The organism is Streptacidiphilus albus JL83, assembly GCF_000744705.1.
Classification (GTDB): domain Bacteria; phylum Actinomycetota; class Actinomycetes; order Streptomycetales; family Streptomycetaceae; genus Streptacidiphilus; species Streptacidiphilus albus.
The window spans coordinates 2,106,006-2,123,445 of sequence record NZ_JQML01000001.1 but is presented as its reverse complement, the minus strand read 5'-3'; the positions used below and the strand labels follow the sequence as shown (position 1 = coordinate 2,123,445).

At 74.7% G+C, this 17,440-nt stretch carries 17 protein-coding genes and 1 riboswitch; of the genes, 9 read left to right on the top strand and 8 right to left on the bottom strand.

Going from position 1 to position 17,440, the window contains the following annotated elements; genetic code table 11:
* Positions 1 to 89: 89 nt before the first annotated feature.
* From pknB to thiO, 4 genes are all read right to left on the bottom strand, one after another.
* Complete coding sequence (gene pknB, locus BS75_RS09185; RefSeq protein ID WP_034087859.1) at positions 90 to 2,108, bottom strand: Stk1 family PASTA domain-containing Ser/Thr kinase; 2,019 nt, start codon at positions 2,106 to 2,108, stop codon at positions 90 to 92.
* Positions 2,109 to 2,221: 113 nt separating this feature from the next.
* Positions 2,222 to 3,016 (bottom strand): thiazole synthase, encoded by a 795-nt coding sequence (locus tag BS75_RS09180; RefSeq protein WP_034087858.1) that lies wholly within the window; start codon positions 3,014 to 3,016, stop codon positions 2,222 to 2,224.
* Positions 3,017 to 3,022: 6 nt separating this feature from the next.
* A complete protein-coding gene (gene thiS / locus BS75_RS09175; protein ID WP_081982204.1) occupies positions 3,023 to 3,277 on the bottom strand; it encodes a sulfur carrier protein ThiS in 255 nt (84 codons plus the stop codon).
* Positions 3,274 to 4,482, bottom strand: a complete 1,209-nt coding sequence (thiO, locus tag BS75_RS09170) for a glycine oxidase ThiO (RefSeq protein ID WP_042439296.1) — start codon at positions 4,480 to 4,482, stop codon at positions 3,274 to 3,276. Before thiO ends, thiS begins: the two co-directional genes overlap by 4 nt.
* A riboswitch (TPP riboswitch) is annotated at positions 4,477 to 4,603 on the bottom strand. It overlaps the preceding gene by 6 nt.
* A gap of 118 nt (positions 4,604 to 4,721) precedes the next feature.
* On the opposite strand from thiO, the gene BS75_RS09165 reads away from it, so the two are divergent.
* The 3 genes from BS75_RS09165 (at position 4,722) to thiE (ending at position 7,067) form a co-directional block, all read left to right on the top strand.
* A complete protein-coding gene (locus tag BS75_RS09165; protein WP_034087857.1) occupies positions 4,722 to 5,927 on the top strand; it encodes an NAD(P)/FAD-dependent oxidoreductase in 1,206 nt (401 codons plus the stop codon).
* A gap of 106 nt (positions 5,928 to 6,033) precedes the next feature.
* On the top strand, positions 6,034 to 6,399 hold the full coding sequence (locus BS75_RS09160; protein ID WP_081982203.1) for an Rv2175c family DNA-binding protein: 366 nt from the start codon (positions 6,034 to 6,036) through the stop codon (positions 6,397 to 6,399).
* Positions 6,396 to 7,067 carry a thiamine phosphate synthase gene (thiE, locus tag BS75_RS09155; RefSeq protein WP_034087856.1) on the top strand — a complete coding sequence of 224 codons (672 nt, stop codon included), beginning with the start codon at positions 6,396 to 6,398 and terminating at the stop codon, positions 7,065 to 7,067. The genes BS75_RS09160 and thiE overlap by 4 nt, the downstream gene beginning before the upstream one ends.
* A 36-nt stretch (positions 7,068 to 7,103) precedes the next feature.
* Here the strand turns inward: thiE and BS75_RS09150 are convergent, their stop codons facing one another.
* Positions 7,104 to 8,261, bottom strand: a complete 1,158-nt coding sequence (locus BS75_RS09150; protein ID WP_231607725.1) for a polyprenyl synthetase family protein — start codon at positions 8,259 to 8,261, stop codon at positions 7,104 to 7,106.
* A gap of 159 nt (positions 8,262 to 8,420) precedes the next feature.
* Between BS75_RS09150 and metF the strand changes: the two genes are divergently transcribed.
* Entirely contained in the window at positions 8,421 to 9,338 is a 918-nt protein-coding gene (metF, locus tag BS75_RS09145; RefSeq protein WP_034087855.1) for a methylenetetrahydrofolate reductase [NAD(P)H], read from the top strand.
* A gap of 68 nt (positions 9,339 to 9,406) precedes the next feature.
* Positions 9,407 to 10,315: a hypothetical protein gene (locus tag BS75_RS44065; protein WP_052069294.1), complete on the top strand. Its 909-nt coding sequence runs from the start codon at positions 9,407 to 9,409 to the stop codon at positions 10,313 to 10,315.
* Between the two features lie 10 nt (positions 10,316 to 10,325).
* Here the strand turns inward: BS75_RS44065 and BS75_RS09135 are convergent, their stop codons facing one another.
* The 3 genes from BS75_RS09135 to yczR all read right to left on the bottom strand — a co-directional run bounded on the left by BS75_RS09135 (position 10,326) and on the right by yczR (position 14,420).
* Positions 10,326 to 11,786: a phytoene desaturase family protein gene (locus BS75_RS09135; protein WP_034087854.1), complete on the bottom strand. Its 1,461-nt coding sequence runs from the start codon at positions 11,784 to 11,786 to the stop codon at positions 10,326 to 10,328.
* Between the two features lie 11 nt (positions 11,787 to 11,797).
* On the bottom strand, positions 11,798 to 12,415 hold the full coding sequence (locus tag BS75_RS09130; RefSeq protein WP_034087853.1) for a DUF4126 domain-containing protein: 618 nt from the start codon (positions 12,413 to 12,415) through the stop codon (positions 11,798 to 11,800).
* A 550-nt stretch (positions 12,416 to 12,965) separates the two neighbouring features.
* On the bottom strand, positions 12,966 to 14,420 hold the full coding sequence (gene yczR / locus BS75_RS09125; RefSeq protein WP_042439293.1) for a MocR-like transcription factor YczR: 1,455 nt from the start codon (positions 14,418 to 14,420) through the stop codon (positions 12,966 to 12,968).
* A gap of 131 nt (positions 14,421 to 14,551) precedes the next feature.
* Here yczR and yczE point away from each other — a divergent pair, with 131 nt between their 5' ends.
* The 4 genes from yczE (at position 14,552) to BS75_RS09105 (ending at position 17,377) form a co-directional block, all read left to right on the top strand.
* Positions 14,552 to 15,193 carry a membrane protein YczE gene (gene yczE / locus BS75_RS09120; RefSeq protein ID WP_034087852.1) on the top strand — a complete coding sequence of 214 codons (642 nt, stop codon included), beginning with the start codon at positions 14,552 to 14,554 and terminating at the stop codon, positions 15,191 to 15,193.
* Positions 15,194 to 15,296: 103 nt separating this feature from the next.
* Positions 15,297 to 15,857, top strand: a complete 561-nt coding sequence (locus BS75_RS09115; protein WP_160312292.1) for an SAV_6107 family HEPN domain-containing protein — start codon at positions 15,297 to 15,299, stop codon at positions 15,855 to 15,857.
* Positions 15,858 to 15,924: 67 nt separating this feature from the next.
* Positions 15,925 to 16,677, top strand: a complete 753-nt coding sequence (locus tag BS75_RS09110; protein WP_231607724.1) for a methyltransferase domain-containing protein — start codon at positions 15,925 to 15,927, stop codon at positions 16,675 to 16,677.
* A 319-nt stretch (positions 16,678 to 16,996) separates the two neighbouring features.
* Positions 16,997 to 17,377 (top strand): DUF3040 domain-containing protein, encoded by a 381-nt coding sequence (locus BS75_RS09105; protein ID WP_034087850.1) that lies wholly within the window; start codon positions 16,997 to 16,999, stop codon positions 17,375 to 17,377.
* Positions 17,378 to 17,440: the final 63 nt, after the last annotated feature.

Genomic DNA, 17,440 nt, shown 5'->3' with positions numbered 1-17,440 from the left:
AAAAGGTCATTCGGGGCAGATGAGCTCATGCGCCCGAAGCCTACCGAGCGGCCCCCGCCGCGCTGTGGGCGGGGGCCGTCCGACACGGCTCAGAACAGTGAGATCGTCACCGTACTGCCCTGGTCGGCCTGGGAGTTGCCGGCCGGGCTCTGGTCGGCCACGGTCGGCGTGCCGAAGGGCAGGAACCGGTGGACCTTCACCTTGAAGCCGGCCGCCGTCAGCGCCGCCCTGGCCTGGGCCTCGGTGTCGCCCGACACGTCCGGCACGGTCACCTGCACCGGTCCGGAGGAGATGGTCAGGATCACCGTCGAGCCCGCCGCCGCCGTGGGGCCGTTCGGGCTCTCGCTGACCACGGACCCGCCGGGCACGCCGGAGTTGACCGCACCCGACTGCACCTGGACGTTGAAGCCCGCCGCCCGGAGGTCCCCGGTGGCCTGGTCCTGGGGCTCGCCGACGACGTTCGGCAGGGCCACCGGCGCGGGACCGGAGCTGACGACCAGGTTGACCACCGTGTTCGGGGTGTGCGCGGTGCCGGCCGCCGGGTCGGTGCCGACCACGTCGCCCTGGGCGGTGCTGCTGCTCTGCTCGGTGACCGTGCCCGGCGTCAGGCCGGCCGCGCTGATGGCCGCCTCGGCGGCCGACAGCGACTTCCCGGCCACGTCCGGCACCTTGGGGCGGTTCGGGCCCTTGGAGACGTCCAGGGTCACCGTCGAGTCCTTGCGCACCCGGGAGCCCGCCCCCGGGTCGCTGGCGATCACCTGGCCGGCCGGGACGGAGCTGCTGAACTCCGGCGTCGTGCTCACCGAGAGCCCGTCGGCGGTCAGCTGGGTCTGCGCCGCGCTCTGGGTCAGCCCGACCACGCCGGGCATGGTGGTGTAGAGCGCGTTGTTCAGCGCCCAGGTCGCCCCGCCGACGATCAGGGCCAGCACCACCAGCACCGTCACCGGCAGCGCCCAGCGGTTGCGGCGGCCCTTGGACCGGCCGCCGCCGCGCCCGCCCCGGCGCGGCGGCGGCGGGGCGAACTGCTCCGGCTCCTCGCGCCGGGGCATGATCAGCTCCGGCGGCAGGTCGCGCATGCTCGGCATGATGCTGGTGCGGTTCAGCTGCGCCTCCAGCCCCGGATCGGGCGGCAGCGGCGCGGGCATGCCGGCCGGCAGCACCGTGGTCCGGTCCGCGACCGCCTGCCTGTCGGCGGGACCGGGGACGGCGCCGGGGACGCGGAGGTGCAGCGTCGCGCCCGGTTCGGCGTCCAGCTGCTGCTGGGTCAGGCCGGGCCGGATGTGCTGGAGCGTGGCCAGCAGCTCCACCGCGTCGCGCGGCCTGCGGTCGGCGTCGCGGGCCGTGGCCGCCAGCACTATGGCGTCCAGCTGCGGGGGCAGGCCCGGCAGCAGGGTGGACGGCGGCGGGACGTCGTTGCTCATCGCCTGGTAGAGGACCTGCATCGGCGACTCGCCCTGGTGCGGCTTGCCGCCGGTCAGCATCTCGAACATCATCACGCCGCAGGCGTAGACGTCGGTGCGCGGATCCGTGGCGCCCTGCTCGATCTGCTCCGGGGCCAGGTAGGCGACGGTGCCCATGACCTGACCCGAGGTCACCGCGCTGTCCCCGCTCATGGCCCGGACCAGCCCGAAGTCGGCGACCTTGACCCGGCCGTCCTCGCTGAGCAGCACGTTCTCCGGCTTCACATCGCGGTGCACCAGTCCCGCGCGGTGCGCGGCGCCGAGGGCGGCCAGGATCGGCTCCAGCACGTCCAGCACCATCCGCGGGCTCAGCGCGCCCCGGTCCCGCAGCAGGTCGCGCAGGGTCCAGCCGGGCACGTACTCCATGGTCAGGAAGACCACCCCGTTGTCCGCGCCCTGGTCGTAGACATTGACCACATTGGGGTGCGACAGCCGGGCGACGGCCTTGGCCTCGCGGATGAAGCGGTCGGTGAAGTCGGGGTCCGAGGCCAGCCCGGTGTGCATCGCCTTGAGGGCGACGACCCGGTCGAGCCGGGTGTCCATGGCGCGGTAGACCGTGGCCATGCCGCCGACGGCGATGCGTTGCTCGACCCGGTAGCGGCCGTCGAGCATCCGCCCGAGGAGCGGGTCGTGCAGGGTCGTGTCCATCCCACCGAGTTTAGAGGGCCGGAAGGGGGTCGGACGCTGAGGGGCGACACGATCGTTGCGCAACGGTAAGAACCGCGCCGCCGCCTGCGGGGCCGATGGGCTGCGCCTTCCGCTCAGAACGCGGGCGCCTCCGGGTCGAACTCGGCGCGCCCGGCCATCGGCGAGGACGCCTCCGCGTGGAAGCGCCGGGGGATCCGTCCCGCCCGGTACGCCAGCCGGCCCGCCTCCACTCCGCGCCGCATGGCCTCCGCCATCAGCGCCGGCTCCTGGGCCCGGGTGACCGCGGTGGCGAGCATCACCGCCGCGCAGCCCAACTCCATGGCCAGTGCGGCATCGGAGGCGGTGCCCGCCCCGGCGTCGAGGATCACCGGCACCCCGGCCCGCTCCACGATCAGCTGGAAGTTGTGCGGGTTGCGGATGCCGAGCCCCGAGCCGATGGGCGAGCCCAACGGCATCACCGCGGCGCAGCCGACGTCCTCCAACTTCCGCGCCAGCACCGGGTCGTCGTTGGTGTACGGGAGGACCACGAAGCCGTCGTCCACCAGGGTCTCGGCGGCGTCCAGCAGTTCGACCGGGTCGGGGAGCAGCGTCCGCTCGTCCGCGACCACCTCCAGTTTCACCCAGTTCGTACCCAGCGCCTCACGGGCCAGCCGGGCGGTGAGCACGGCCTCGCCGGCGGTGAAGCAGCCGGCGGTGTTCGGCAGCACCTGGATGCCGGCGCGCTGCAGCACCTCCAGCACCGAGCCGCGCGCCGCCGGGTTGACCCGGCGCATGGCGACGGTGGTGAGCTCGGTCCCGGAGACCCGGAGCGCCTGCTCCAGCACCTCCAGGCTGGGCGCGCCGCCGGTGCCCATGATCAGCCGCGAGCCGAAGCCGCGGCCGGCGATGGTGAGGATGTCGTCGGCCATGGCGGCTCAGCCCCCCTGGACGGCGGTGAGGATCTCGACCCGGTCGTCGGCGGCGAGCACGGTCCCGGCCCAGGCGCTGCGCGGGACGACGGCCTCGTTGACGGCGGCGGCCACGCCCGAGGGCGCGGCGCTGAGGTCGGCGACGACCTCGGCCAGGGTGGTGCCGGGCGCGATCCCGCGCGCGGCGCCGTTGACGCGGATGGGCAGCGCTGTCAGCGGCTGCGAAGCGACGGGCTGCGAGGTGATGGGCTGGGACGTCATCGGAGGGCCTCCGGAGCGGGAGTGGCGGTGCGGTGGAAGCGGGCGGGGGTGAACGGGGCGGCCTCGGCCGGCAGCACGCCGGTGGCCAGGTAGCCGCCGACGGCGTCGGCGGTGACCGGGGTGAGCAGCACCCCGTTGCGGTGGTGCCCGGTCGCGGCGACCAGTCCGGGCAGGGCGGTCGGGCCGAGCAGCGGGGCGTTGTCGGGGGTGCCGGGGCGCAGGCCCGCGCTGCTCTCCCGCAGCGGGAGCTCGGTGATCCCGGGGACCAGCTCATGGGCGTCGCGCAGCAGTTCGTAGACACCGCCGGCGGTGACCACGGTGTCGAAGCCCTGCTCCTCCATGGTCGCGCCGACCACCAGCTCGCCGTCGGCGCGGGGCACCAGGTAGAGGTGGACGCCCTTGACCACGGCCCGCAGATTGCGGGAGAGGAAGGGCTCGCCGAAGGCGCTGCTCATCTGCAGCCGCAGGATCTGCCCCTTGACCGGACGGACCGGCAGCCGGGCCTCGGCCGGGATCCCGGGCAGCTCGCCGGACCAGCTGCCGGCCGCGAGCACGGTCTGTCCGGCGGTGAGCAGCGCGCCGTCCTCGGTCCGGACGCCGGTGGCCCGGTCGCCGTCCACGGTGAGCTCGGCGGCGCGCGTCCGGCGCAGCGCGACCCCGGCCCGGACGCAGGCCTCGACCAGGGCCGTGCCCAGCCGCCGGCCGTCGACCTGGTGGTCCCCGGCCACCAGCAGCCCGCCGCGCACCGAGGGCGCCAGCATCGGTTCGAGCCGACGGCAGTCGCGTCCGCCCAGCCACTCCGAGGCCAGCCCGAGGCGCTGCTGGAAGGCGAGCAGTTCGCGCAGCTCGGCGCGGTCGTCGGCGTCCAGGGCGACGGCGAGGGTGCCGCAGGCCCGGTAGCCGGTGTCCAGGCCGGTGGCCTCGGTCAGCTCGGCGGCGAAGTCCGCCCAGCGCTCGTTGGAGGCGATCCCGAGGCGCAGCAACTGCTCCTCGCCGTACTGGAGTTCGGTGACCGGGGCGAGCATCCCGGCGGCGACCCGGTTGGCGCCGCGGCCCGGATCGGGGTCGAGCACGGTGACGTCCAGGCCGCGCTGCGCCGCGCGCCAGGCGACGCCGAGGCCGATGATGCCGCCGCCGACGACCAGCACGTCACCGCGGTTGGAGTCGACACCGCGGTTCGGGTCCGCGTTCTCGGCGCGTGCCAACTGTCCTGCGCTCCCTTCGCCGGCATGATCCGGATCAGGTTCGGACGGTCGCGGACCGCGGGCGTCACCGCCCGGACATCCGCCTCTCAGCCCGGAACGCCGGGCTCCCGTGATTGCGCAACCCACTGTAGTCGCTCACCGTTCGAGCCCGGCGGGGCGAGCCCGGCCGTACAGTGGCCGGGGCCGGACGCAGGGTTCCGCGCCGGAGCGCCGCGGGGCGCCGGACCGAGGAGTCGACAGTGGAGCGGATCGTCGTGGTGGGGGCCGGGACGGCGGGGCTGCAGACCGCCGTCGCGCTGCGCGAGCGCGGCTACGGCGGCGGCCTGGTACTGCTCGGGGCCGAGGCGCACCCGCCCTACGACCGTCCGCCGCTCTCCAAGGACGTGCTCCTCGGCAAGGCCGAGCACTCCCGCTTCGAGGTCGACTACGACCAGCTGCGGATCGAACTGCGGCTCGGCCGGCCCGCCCTCGGCCTCGACAGCGACCGGCGGCTGCTGCGCACCGAGGAGGGCGAACTGCCCTACGACCGGCTGGTCCTCGCCACCGGCGCGGCCCCGGTCGCGCTGCCCGGCCGGCCCGCCGACTCCCACCTGCTGCGCACCCACGACGACGCGCTCCGGCTCAAGGCCGCGCTGCGCCCCGGCGCGCGGGTGGTGATCGTCGGCGCGGGCTGGATCGGCGCGGAGGCCGCGACCGTCGCCCGGCAGCTCGGCTGCGCCGTCACCGTGGTCGAGGCGGCCGGCGCGCCACTGGCCGGCGCGCTCCCGGCCGAGCTCGGCGACCGCACCCGGGCCTGGTACGCCGAGGCCGGCGTCGAGCTGCGCACCGGCGTCGGCGTGAGCGGCTTCGACCGGGCCCCCGGCCCGTCCGGCACGGCGGTCCGGCTGGCCGACGGCACCGAGCTGGGCGCGGACGTGGTGGTGGTCGGCATCGGCGCCCGTCCGGACACCGGCTGGCTGGCCGGCTCCGGGGTCGCCCTCGACCCGCGGGGCGCGGTCGCCGCCGACGACCGGTTGCGGACCACGGTCGAGGACGTGTTCGCGGTCGGCGACTGCGCCTCCTTCCCCTCCGCCCGCTACGGCGAGCGGCTGGCCGTGCACCACTGGGACAACGCGCTCCAGGGCGCCCGGGTCGCGGCGGCCAACGTCCTCGGCGGGGACGAGGCCTACGACCCGGTGCCCTACTTCTGGTCCGAGCAGTTCGGTCGGATGGTCCAGTACGCCGGCCGGCACACCCCCGGCGACGACCTGCTCTGGCGGCAGGACCCGGACGCGGCCGGCTGGACCGCGCTCTGGCTGCGCGGCGAGGTGCCGGTGGCCCTGCTCACCGTCGACCGCCCGCGTGACCTGGCCCAGGGACGGCGGCTGCTGGAACGCCGCACCCCGCTCGACCTGACCCGGGCGGCGGACCCGTCGGTGCAGCTCAAGGCCGCCGTCGCCGGGTAGCCGGGGTCCGCCGGGGCGGCTGCGGCGGGCCCCGGAGCCGTCCGCGGGGAGCCCCGCCGGGGCGTCCGTGGTGCGCGAGGGCGCTCCGGGATGGCAGTCTGGGGGTGTGAGCCAGATTGATCCCAAGATTGACGCCCTGATTCCCGAGTGGATGTACATCCCCGACATCGCCGAGCAGTGGGGGGTGGTGGTGACCAAGGTCCGGCGGCTGGTCGACGACCGCACGCTGATCGGCGTCCGGCGCGGCGAGAACAACGCGCTGCAGGTCCCCGCCGCCTTCATCGGCCCCAACGGCACCGTCAAGGGCATCTGCGGCCTGCTGACGCTGCTCCGCGACAGCGGCTTCAGCGACGAGGAAGCCCTGGAGTGGCTGTTCACCGACGACCCCTCGCTGCCCGGCACCCCCGCCCAGGCGCTCAACGAGAACCGCGGCACCGAGGTCAAGCGCCGCGCGCAGGCGATGGCCCTGTGACCGTCGCCGCGCTGCGCTCGGCCCGGCTGTACCTGTGCACCGACGCGCGCCGGGAGCAGGGCGACCTCGCCGAGTTCCTGGACGCGGTGCTGTCCGGCGGCGTGGACATCGTCCAGCTGCGGGACAAGGGCCTGGAGGCCCGGCAGGAGCTGGAGTTCCTGGAGGTCTTCGCGGACGCCTGCCGTCGGCACGGACGGATGCTCGCGGTGAACGACCGCGCCGACGTCGCCCACGCGGCCCGGGTCGCGCACTCGCCCCGGCCCGAGGTGCTGCACCTGGGCCAGGACGACCTCCCGGTCGCCGCCGCCCGGGCGGTCCTCGACCCGGACATGCTGATCGGCCGCTCCTGCCACGCCGAGTCCGAGGTGGACGCGGCGCTGGTGGAGCCCGGGGTGGACTACTTCTGCACCGGCCCGGTCTGGCCGACGCCCACCAAGCCGGGACGGCACGCACCCGGCCTCGGCCTGGTCGAGTACGCCGCGAAGCGCACCGCCGGGAGCGGTTCCGAGCGGCCCTGGTTCGCCATCGGCGGGATCGACGCCGGCAACCTCGACCAGGTGCTCGACGCCGGCGCCCGCCGGGTGGTCGTGGTCCGCGCGCTGACGGCCGCGGCCGATCCGCACGCCGCCGCCGTCGACCTGGCCCGCCGGGTGCGCGAACGCGACTGAGCGGTTCCCCGCAGGGCTTCCGCAGCCGGTCCCGCGCTAGTACCGCCTCGCCGTCGCCGCGTCGGCGAGGCGGTGCAGCGCCCGGCGGGCCCGCTCGTCCGCGATCGGGGCCTCGTCCAGCGCCCCCAGCGACTCCCGCAGCAGCGCCGTGATCCGGGCCTCCACCCGCTCCGGCGCACCGCTGGCGGTGATCACCGACCGGAGCAGGCCGATCTCCCGCTCGCCCGGCTCGGGCGCGCCCAGCAGGTCGTCGATCAGCCGGGCGTCCGCGGCCGAGCACTCGGCCAGCGCCTCGGCGACCAGCAGGGTGCGCTTGCCCTCGCGCAGGTCGTCCCCGGCGGGCTTGCCGGTGACGGCCGGGTCCCCGTACACCCCGAGCAGGTCGTCGCGGAGCTGGAACGCCTCGCCGAGCGGCAGCCCGAAGGCCCCGTAGGCGGTGACCAGCGCCGGGTCGGCCCCGGCCAGCAGCCCGCCGAGCTGCAGCGGGCGCTCGACCGTGTACTTGGCCGACTTGTAGTGGATCACCGTGCGGGCCCGCTCGATCGGACCGTCCACGTCCGGGTGCGCGGTGGCGGCGGTGGCCGGCTCCAGCAGGTCCAGGTACTGGCCGGCCATCACCTCGGTCCGCATCAGGTCGAACAGCGGCTTGGCCCGGCGTACCGCCGCCCGGTCCAGACCGCAGTCGGCCAGCAGTTCGTCGCTCCACACCAGCAGCATGTCCCCGAGCAGCACCGCCGAGGCCGCACCGTACTGCGCCCCGTCGCCGCGCCAGCCCTCGGCGGCGTGCAGGGCCTCGAAGCGCCGGTGCACGGCCGGCAGTCCGCGCCGGGTGTCGCTGCGGTCTATCAGGTCGTCGTGGACCAGCGCCCCGCCCTGCAGCAGCTCCAGCGCCGCAGCGGCGGCCACCGCCCCCTCGTCCCGGCCGTCGCCGCCCGCGCCGCGCCAGCCCCAGTAGCAGAAGGCCGGACGCAGCCGCTTGCCGCCGTCGAGCAGGAAGTCCCGGAGGACGGCCGTCACCGGCCCGAGCTGCGGGGAGATCATCGACAGCTGGGCGTCCTTGCCGTCCAGGAACCGGACCAGCGCGGCGTCGACCCGTTCACGCAGCCGCTCCTCGTCGACGGGGTTGGCGGAGGCGGCGAGGACGCCGATGTTGCCGAGGGCGTCGAGGGGGTGGGGCGGGCGGGCGAGGGACACCGGTGATCTCCGAGCAGTACGCGGAAAACCAGCGTAACCCGAGGGCTCGGCGGGCCACTGGAGCCCTCCCCGGCTGTGGGCCGACTGTTCGGCCGCCAAGCGGTATCACCCTGTGGACGAAGTTGAGAATTACCCTCCGCAGCCGGATAACCTGCTTGCATGGCTCTAGGGATCCCCAGCACCAGGACAGACCGTGCGATCTCCATCCGCGAACTCCTGGCGGCGGGGACCCGCTCCTACTCCTTCGAGTTCATGCCGCCCCGCAGCGCGGAGGCCGAGGTCGGGCTCTGGAAGGCCATCCGCCGCCTGGAGGCGCTGTCGCCGACGTTCGTCTCGGTGACCTACGGTGCGGGCGGCTCCACCCGCGGTCGCACCGTCAACATCACCGGACGGATCACCCAGGAGACCACGCTCACCACCGTCGCCCATCTGACGGCGGTCGACCACAGCGTCGCGGAACTGCGGAACATCCTCGGCCACTACGCCGACCAGGGCGTGCGCAACGTCCTCGCGCTGCGCGGCGACCCGCCCGGCGACCCGCTCGGCCCCTGGGTGAAGCACCCCCAGGGCGTCGACTACGCCGCCGAACTGGTGCGCCTGGTCAAGGAGTCGGGCGACTTCTGCGTCGGCGTCGCGGCCTTTCCGGAGATGCACCCGCGCTCGCCGGACTGGGACAGCGACATCCGTCACTTCGTGGACAAATGCCGGGCCGGCGCCGATTACGCGATCACCCAGATGTTCTTCGAGACCGAGAGCTACCTGAGGTTCCGCGACCGGGTCGCGGCGGCCGGGTGCGACGTCCCGATCATCCCGGAGATCATGCCGATCACCACGATCCGCTCGCTGGAACGCATCCCCTCGCTCAGCACCGCGGTCATCCCCCGGGAGTTCAGCGACCGGATGCTGGCCCACCGGGACGACCCGGCCGCCGTGCGGGCCATCGGCATCGAGCACGCGACCGACATGTGCCGTCAGCTGATCGCCGAGGACACCCCTGGCCTGCACTTCATGACCATGAACTTCTCCACGGTCACCTCGGAGATCTACCAGAACCTCGGCCTGCACCGACCGGGCTGACGATTCCCCCGGTTCCAGCGGGTACGGTGTGCGTCACGCGCCCCGCTGAGCACTGAGGTAGGTAGGCCTTGAACGTCGGACTCGCGGTGCTGTATCCCGCGTTCGCGGTGGTGGCCCTGTGGCTTCTCGGGGAACTGCTGCTCCAGTTCCGGGCCCCGGTGCACTGGCGGGCGCTCGCGCTGCTGGGCTTCCTCGGCCTGGCGGACGGCGTGCAGACCGGCACGGTGGCGGTGATCGCGGGCGGGGTGGCCGCGTTCGCGGCCGGCCAGCTGCTGGTGACCCGCGCCGTCAAGCGCGGCTCGGGACCGCACTGGTCGCTGCGCGGCCGGGACGGCTCGCTGCCGGGGCCGCTGGCCCGGCTGCCGCTGCTGGGCCGGGTCTTCCCGGCCGGGGAGGTCCCGGAGCCGGGCGAGGTCACCCTGGTCGAACAGGTCGGCGCGGTGGGACCGATCGAGCTGGAGGAGGCGCCCGCGCTGCTCACCGTCGAACTGGAGGAGGCGTCGTCGCAGTCCCCGTTCCCGACGCAGCCGCAGCCGCAGCCGCAGCCGCAGTACGCGGAGCAGGGGTACGGGCAGCAGCCGCAGTACGCCGATCCCTACTACGGCCAGGAGGGGTACGGCCAGCAGGGGTACGGGCAGCAGGCCTACGCCGAGCAGGGGTACGCCCAGCCGGGATACGCCCAACCCGCCTTCGCGGAGCAGCCGTACGGGCAGCAGGCGTACGGGCAGCAGCCGTCGTACGGGCAGCAGGGCGTCCCGGAGCAGCCGTACGCCCAGCAGTACGGGCAGGAGCAGTACCACCAGCAGTACGCCCAGCCGCAGCAACCGCCGTACCAGCCGGACGACTACGACAGCACCGGCTACAACCCCCAGGGGACGTACCAGTACGAGCAGCAGGCGCAGCAGCCCCAGCAGCCGTACCAGCATTACCAGGACTACGGGCAGCAGCCGCCGCCCGAGTCCTGGAACCACGGCTGAGCACAGTGCGTCACGGCGTGCCGATCAGCTCCGCCGTCACCGTCGCCGACATCCCCACCCGGGCCAGCCCGCCGCCCGGGTGGGCCGCGCCGCCGACCCGGTAGAGGCCGGGGAACGCGGTTCGGTTGCCGGCCCGGAGGAAGGCGCCGCCGGCGCCCGCCAGGGCCGGTCCCGGCACCGAGCCGCCCGGGGCGCCGGTCTCCCGCTCGGTGTCGGCCGGGGTCCGCAGCTCCCGCCACAGCACCCGCTCGCGCAGCCCGGGCGCGGCGTGCGCCAGGACGGCGTCCGCGTACGCGTCGGCCTCCGCCGCCGACCAGGGCAGCTGTCGCGGTCCCTGGCCGGCCGCCGGGACGGTCACGGTCAGCACCGCGGTCTCGTGCCCCTCCGGGGCCAGTGTCGCGTCCCCCGGGCGGAGTACCTGGACGGTCGGCCGGTCGTACAGCCGCGCGGAGGGGCCGAAGAGCGCGTCCAACTCCGCCGTCCGGTCGGCGGCGTGGACCACGGTGCGGTGCGGGGTGCCCGGCGGGCGGGCGCCGCGCAGGGCGAGCAGCACGCTGAAGCGGCCGGGGGCGGGCTGCTCCCCCTCCGTCGCGTCCGGCTGCGGGCGGGCGAGCACCCGGACCCGGGTGTCGGCGACGACGACGTCCGCGTCCAGGGTGCTGCCGTCGGCCAGCAGCACGCCGGTGGCCCGGTCGTCGCCCAGCACCCCCTCCACCGGCGCGTCGAAGCGCAGCTCGACCCTGCGCTGCTCGCACCGGCGGAGCACGGCGTCGGCGAGGGCGCGCATCCCCCCGGTGACGTACCAGACGCCGAAGCTCTGCTCCATGTACGGGATCGAGGTCAGCGAGGCCGGGGCCCGGCGCGGGTCGAAGCCGAAGCGCAGCGCGTACTCGTCGAGCAGCGAGGTCAGTCCGGGCAGCCGGAGCTCGCGCTCGGCGACCTCGGCCGCGGTGGCGGTCGGCCGGCCGAGCGGCCAGCGCCGTTTCAACGGGAGGTACGGGTCGCGGTGGAGCGGCGTGGGGTCGTCCGGCAGCGGCTCCTCCAGCAGCGGGCGCCGGGTGGCCTCCCACACGCCGCGGCCGCGCTCCAGCAGCTCGCCCCAGCGGCGGCCGGCCTCCTGGCCGAGGGCGTCGTCCAGTGCCCGGAGCACCTTCGCCCGGGAGGCGTTGGCCAGGTCGAAGCGGGTCCCGTCGGGCAGGACATGGGTGCTGCCCGGGTCGACCGGCAGCAGCTCGACCTCGTCCTCCAGCCGGGTGCGGCCGGTCTTCAGCATCAGGTCGCGGTAGACCGCAGGGAGGGTCAGCAGGGTCGGCCCGGTGTCGAAGCGGAAGCCCTCCCGCTGGTACTGCCCGAGCATTCCCCCGTGGGTCGGGCCCGCCTCGCAGACGGTCACCCGGTGCCCGACCGTCGCCAGCCGTGCTGCGGTCGCGAGTCCGCCCATACCTGCGCCGATGACGAGGATCCGTGCCATGGCAGACGATCCTATGCGCCGACGCCCACACCTCCGCGAGCGCCCACCCGCGCCTCGCGCCGCTCGCGGCGGCGGAGCCAGAAGCGGCGGATCCGCGAGAAGGTGAGGACGACCAGCAGCAGCCCCAGCGCCAGCAGCACCCCGGCGACCACGGCGGCGGCGACCGGGTGGAAGATCGCGAGCACCACCACCCCGGCCACCAGCAGCTCCTCGACCAGGCTGGTGAGGATGTTGCTGAAGGGCTCGGGCGAGACGTTGACCCCCAGCCGGAGGCTCGCCTTGACCACGTGGCTGGCCAGCGCGGTGGTGCCGCCCAGGGCGCCGGCGGCGATCTCGCCGAGCGAGCCGTGCGCGTGCCCGGCGATCAGCACGGCCACGGTCGCCCCGGCGATCGGCCGGATCACGGTGTGCACGGCGTCCCAGGCCGAGTCCACGTAGGGGATCTTGTCGGCGACGACCTCGCAGAGGCACAGCACCGCCGCGACCAGCAGCACATCCGTCCGCTCCAGGGCCGACGGGACGGCGGCGACGTGGTCGAGGCGGCCGAACAGGCCGAGCAGCAGGACCACGGCATAGGCGTTGATGCCGCTGGCCCAGCCGCTGGTGAAGATCAATGGAATGACAGACATGTCCGGCCCCCTGGTTCGATCACCGGACACGCTAGCGGAGGACAGTGACACGTCGCTGCACCGCACGGCTGCCGGGAGGGCCGGGACCAAGATCTCTGAGTATCCGTACCCAGGTGTACCCAGGGAAACGGATGAGTAGCCGAACGGATATGCCGCGACCTGCGGGAAGGGCAGAGTTGTGGTCACCGGGAAGGAGCTGGGGACCGAAGGGTCCACCTGGTCCGCCATCCGGGGAAGGCATGCGACCACCGGTCGCGAACGCTGACGGGGGGCTCTCCAACCAGGGGAGCAACGGGAGCGTTCCACGGGGGACCGGGGAGCGTGTGCCGTACGACTGGCCAGGCACTGCACCGCCGACACGGGGCGGCGGAGCAGCCGCCCGGCCAGGGCGCGACCCACCGGTGGGGTCGGGGGACCGATACCGGTGGGGCGGGGGCGAGGGGGGACCAGGGGGAGGGGCGGCGTCTGTGCGCCGGCGGAGGGGATCCGCCGGGACCCGGACGCCGCTCCGACATTTCCCGGGTGCGCCCGACCGCCCGGAGCGCGCCGCTCAGAGCAGGCTGAAGTCCGGGGCCGGGGCGGGTACGGCCTCCGTGGCCGCGGCCGCCGCGAGTCGGCGCACCGCCTCCCACGAGACCTCCGGCGGCTGGGCGTAGGGCAGCCGGACGAAGCGCTCCAGCACCCCGTCCACCCCGAACCGCGGCCCCGAGCCGATCCAGACGCCGAAGCGCTGGGCCGCCGTCGCCAGCGCGCTGCCGCCCGGTCCGTCCTCCCCGGTCCGCACCCACAGCGACAGGCCGCCCTGCGGCACCCGGAAGGTCCAGTCGGGCAGCGCCTCGTGCACCGCCGCGACCAGCGCGTCCCGCTGCTCGGTGACCCGGCGCCGCTGGTGGGCCAGCACCTCCGGCAGGCTCTCGGTCAGCAGGTGGCGGACGGCCAGCTGCTCCACCAGCGGCGAGCAGACGTCGAGGCTGGCCCGGTCCGCCGCGATCCGCTGGACCAGTTCGGGGCGCGCCCTGATCCAGCCGATCCGCAGCCCGCCCCAGAAGGTCTTTCCGGCCGAGCCGACGGTGATCACGCTGCCGGTGCGGTCGAAGGCGGCCAGCGGCAGCGGCAGCGGGGTCTCCGGGTCGAGCGAGAGCTCCACCATGGTCTCGTCCACGATCAGCTGGGTGCCGGTGGCCCGGGCCAGCGAGACCAGCTCGGCGCGCTGCTCCTCCGGCATCACCAGGGCGGTCGGATTGTGGAAGTCCGGGATGACGTACGCCAGCGAGGGCGCCGCCGCGCGCAGCGTGCCGGCCCAGGCGTCCAGCCGCCAGCCGTCCTCGGCCAGCGGCACCGGCACCGGCCGCGCCCCGCACAGGCGGATGGCCTGCAGCGCGTTGGCGTAGCTGGGGGACTCGACGGCGATCCGCTCCCCGGGGCCGGCCAGCTGCCGCAGCAGCAGGGACAGCGCCCCGGCCGCGCCGTTGGTCACCATGATCTGGTCCGCCGTCGTGGGCAGCCCGCGCTGGACGAAGCGGTCGGCGACGGCCTGGCGCAGCACCTGGAGCCCGAGCGGGAAGTCCCCGTGGGTCCGGGTGTAGGCCGGGAGTTCGGCGACGGCCGCGGTGAGCGCGGTGGTGATCCACGGCTCCGGGGCGGACAGCGCCGCGACACCGAGGTCGATCACCCCGCCGCTGTCGGTCGGGAACGGGGAGAGGCCGGCCACCGGCATCGGCCGGCCGGCCGGCAGGGCGGTCCAGCTGCCCGCGCCCCGGCGGCTGGCCAGGAAGCCCTCGGTGCGCAGCACCTCGTACGCGGCGGCGACCGTGGTCCGGCTCACCCCGAGCACGGCGGACAGCTCGCGCTCGGCCGGGAGCCGGACGTCGACGGGCACCCGCCCGTCCAGCACCAGCGTCCGCAGCGAGCCGGCCAGGGAGCGGTAGGCACTGTCGCGGCCCCGCTGCCAGACGCCGAGCGTGCGGTCCAGTTGCGCCGCGCTGATGGCGGTTCGTGCGGCCATGCCAGTCCACCCTTCCTCGATTGGCTATGGAGAAGCAGTCCAATCGCTTCCAGACTGGCAGCAGTCAGCGCATCCAGGCAACCGAACATCCAGGCAACCGAACATCCAGGCAACCAAGGGGGAGCAACTCCATGGCCCGACGCCTCGTCCAGCTCTACATTGGCCTCGTCCTCTACGGCGGCAGCATGGCCCTGCTGATCCGCGCCGCCCTCGGACTCGATCCCTGGGACGTCTTCACCCAGGGCCTGACCCGGCACCTCCCGCTCTCCTTCGGGGTGATGACCATGGCGATCGGCGCGGCCGTGCTGCTGCTGTGGATCCCGCTCCGCCAGTGGCCGGGCTTCGGCACCGTCAGCAACGTCTTCGTCATCGGCCTGGCGGTGAACGAGGCGCTGGCCCTGCTGCCGCCGCTGCACGGGCTGCCGCTGCGGATCGCGTCCATGGTCGGCGGCGTCGTCCTGAACGGCGTCGCCGGCGGGCTGTACATCGGCGCCCGGCTCGGCCCCGGCCCCCGGGACGGGCTGATGACCGGCCTCTGCCGACGCACCGGCTACTCGGTCCGGGTGGTCCGCACCTCCATCGAGGTGACCGTGCTGGTCGTCGGGGTGGTCCTGGGCGGCGGCATCGGCGTCGGCACGGTGGTCTACGCGCTGGCGATCGGCCCGCTGGTCCAGTTCTTCCTGCCGCTGTTCGCGGTGGCGCAGCCGGCCCCGGCGGCGGTCGGGCCGACGCCCGCACCGCTGGTGAACGCGCAGGTCGGGGTCGGTCCGTAGATCGGGGCCCGGGGCGTTGTCAGTGGCGGGGTGCAGCATGTCGATGAGGGCTCGGAGACTTCCTCGACCGCTTGCCGACGTCACCGCACGGGAGGGCTGAATCATGAACGAGAAGGCGGACCCCACGGCGCAGGTACTGCTGCTGCCGTTGCAGACAACGACCGGCACCGGCAGCGCGCTCGGCGGCGCGGCCAAACCCTACCGCCCGTCCTCGGACGTGCACCCGGTGCTGCGCCGGGCCGGCGCCCCGCCCGCCGCCCTGGACCTGCTCGCCCAGGCGCACCGGGGGCTGGCCGAGGCCCGGGAGCTGGAGGGCCCGCTGGAGCGCTACGCCACCGCGCACCTGGCGGCGCTGCGCGGCTCCGCCGCCGTGCTGGCGGTGCGTGGCCGCCCCGAGGAGAACCCGCGCCGGCGCAAGCGGATCCGCAGCGCGTGGGAGGTCCTCCCGGAGGTCGCCCCGGAGCTCGCCGAATGGTCCGTCTACTACGCGGCGGGCGCGGCCAAGCGGGCCTCGGCGGAGGCCGGGATCACCTCGGCGGCGACCATGCGCGAGGCCGACGACCTGATCCGTAACACCGCCCTGTTCCTCCGCATCGTCCAGCGGCTGCTGGCGCTCGAACCCGCCTCTCCCGCCGACTCCGGGCGGATGCCCCGGACCGGCTGAACGGGCCCCGCCGACGGAACCTCTAAGGTGGAGCCGACCGCTGTTCCCCCGGCCGAGGAGCCCACCCGTGTACTCGACGCGTCCCCGCAGCTCCCTCCGGACCGCCGTCGTCTGGGAGATACTGCGCGCGGCCCTGGCCCGGCGCGCCGAGGAGCTCGGCCGACCGGTGCTCGACGTGCTGGACACCGGCGGCGGCACGGGCAACTTCGCGGTGCCGGTGGCCCGGCTGGGCCACCGGGTCACCGTGGTCGACCCGAGCCCCGACGCGCTGTTCGCGCTGGAGCGCCGGGCCGCCGAGGCCGGCGTCACCGACCTGGTCAGCTCGCTCCAGGGCGACACCCAGACCCTGCCCGAGCTGATCGAGCCCGGCAGCGTCGACGCGGTGCTCTGCCACGGCGTGCTGGAGGTCGTCGACGACCCGGCCGAGGCCCTCGGCCAGCTGGCCGCGGTCCTCCGCAAGGGCGGCCTGGTCAGCCTGCTCGCCGCCAACCGCAACGGCGCGGTGCTCGCCCGCGCCATCGCCGGCCACTTCAACGAGGCCCGCACCCTCCTCGGCGACCCGGACGGGCGCTGGGGCGACACCGACCCGATGCCCCGCCGGTTCACCGTCGAGGAGCTGCGCGGCCTCGCCGACGCGGCCGGCCTGGACGTGGCCTCGGTGCACGGCGTACGGATCTTCGCCGACCTGGTCCCTGGCGTCCTGGTGGACACCGAGCCGGGGGCGATGGACGCCCTGCTGGCGCTGGAGCAGGCCGCCGCCGAGCAGCCCTCCTTCCACGCCGTCGCGACCCAGCTGCACCTGCTCGCCGAGCTGCGCTGACACCGTTCTCCGCCGTCGGGCCCGAGTACCGCGGAAGACGGCATCGGGCCTCGTCCTTGCCGTCCCGAAATACCGCGGTGAACCGTATGATTCGGCTATGGCAAGCAACGCATGACGGCCCCGCGCCCGGGGCATACGCATCACAGCGGGATCGGCGGGATCATCCGTACGTCCTCGCGAGTGTGTGCCTGGTCACGGCCGGGGCGGTGTGCAGACGGGGTGGGTTTCCCGGAGGAGACTCCGCGCCTATCCTGAGGAGAACTGTTCGTCCTGCTGGGACGGCGGTGGTCGCCCGTGGCGACCAGAGGAGGAGGACGACGTGCCGCTCTCGGAGCACGAGCAGCGTCTGCTCGAGCAGATGGAGCGAGCGCTGTACGCCGAGGACCCCAAGTTCGCGACAGCGCTCGAAGGGTCAGGGCTGCGCGCCCGTACCCGCCGGACGGTCTATCTGGCCGCCGCCGGCTTCGTCGTCGGTGTCGCCCTGCTGACGGGTGGCATGGTCACCAAGTACCACTGGGCCGCGCTGGTCGGCGCCGTGGTGATGATCGGCTGCGCCGCCGTCGCGGTGGCGGGCTGGCGCCGGGCCCCGCGCCTGGGCGTCGCCGACCCGCGCACCGGCGCCCCGCAGCGCCGACGCAAGGCCACCGTGGTCGATCGTATGGAGCAGCGCTGGCAGCGCCGCCAGGACGGGCAGCGCTAGCCGCCGCGCCGTCGGCGGCACCTCGACCCCAACGCCCGCCCCGTCGGGGCGGGCGTTGCCGCG

Excerpts from the sequence above, each read along its gene's own strand:
- pknB (WP_034087859.1), bottom strand. The coding sequence starts at position 2,108 with ATGGACACGACCCTGCACGACCCGCTCCTCGGGCGGATGCTCGACGGC.
- BS75_RS09180 (WP_034087858.1), bottom strand. The coding sequence starts at position 3,016 with ATGGCCGACGACATCCTCACCATCGCCGGCCGCGGCTTCGGCTCGCGG.
- thiS (WP_081982204.1), bottom strand. The coding sequence starts at position 3,277 with ATGACGTCCCAGCCCATCACCTCGCAGCCCGTCGCTTCGCAGCCGCTG.
- metF (WP_034087855.1), top strand. The coding sequence starts at position 8,421 with ATGGCTCTAGGGATCCCCAGCACCAGGACAGACCGTGCGATCTCCATC.
- BS75_RS09135 (WP_034087854.1), bottom strand. The coding sequence starts at position 11,786 with ATGGCACGGATCCTCGTCATCGGCGCAGGTATGGGCGGACTCGCGACC.
- BS75_RS09130 (WP_034087853.1), bottom strand. The coding sequence starts at position 12,415 with ATGTCTGTCATTCCATTGATCTTCACCAGCGGCTGGGCCAGCGGCATC.
- yczR (WP_042439293.1), bottom strand. The coding sequence starts at position 14,420 with ATGGCCGCACGAACCGCCATCAGCGCGGCGCAACTGGACCGCACGCTC.
- yczE (WP_034087852.1), top strand. The coding sequence starts at position 14,552 with ATGGCCCGACGCCTCGTCCAGCTCTACATTGGCCTCGTCCTCTACGGC.
- BS75_RS09115 (WP_160312292.1), top strand. The coding sequence starts at position 15,297 with ATGAACGAGAAGGCGGACCCCACGGCGCAGGTACTGCTGCTGCCGTTG.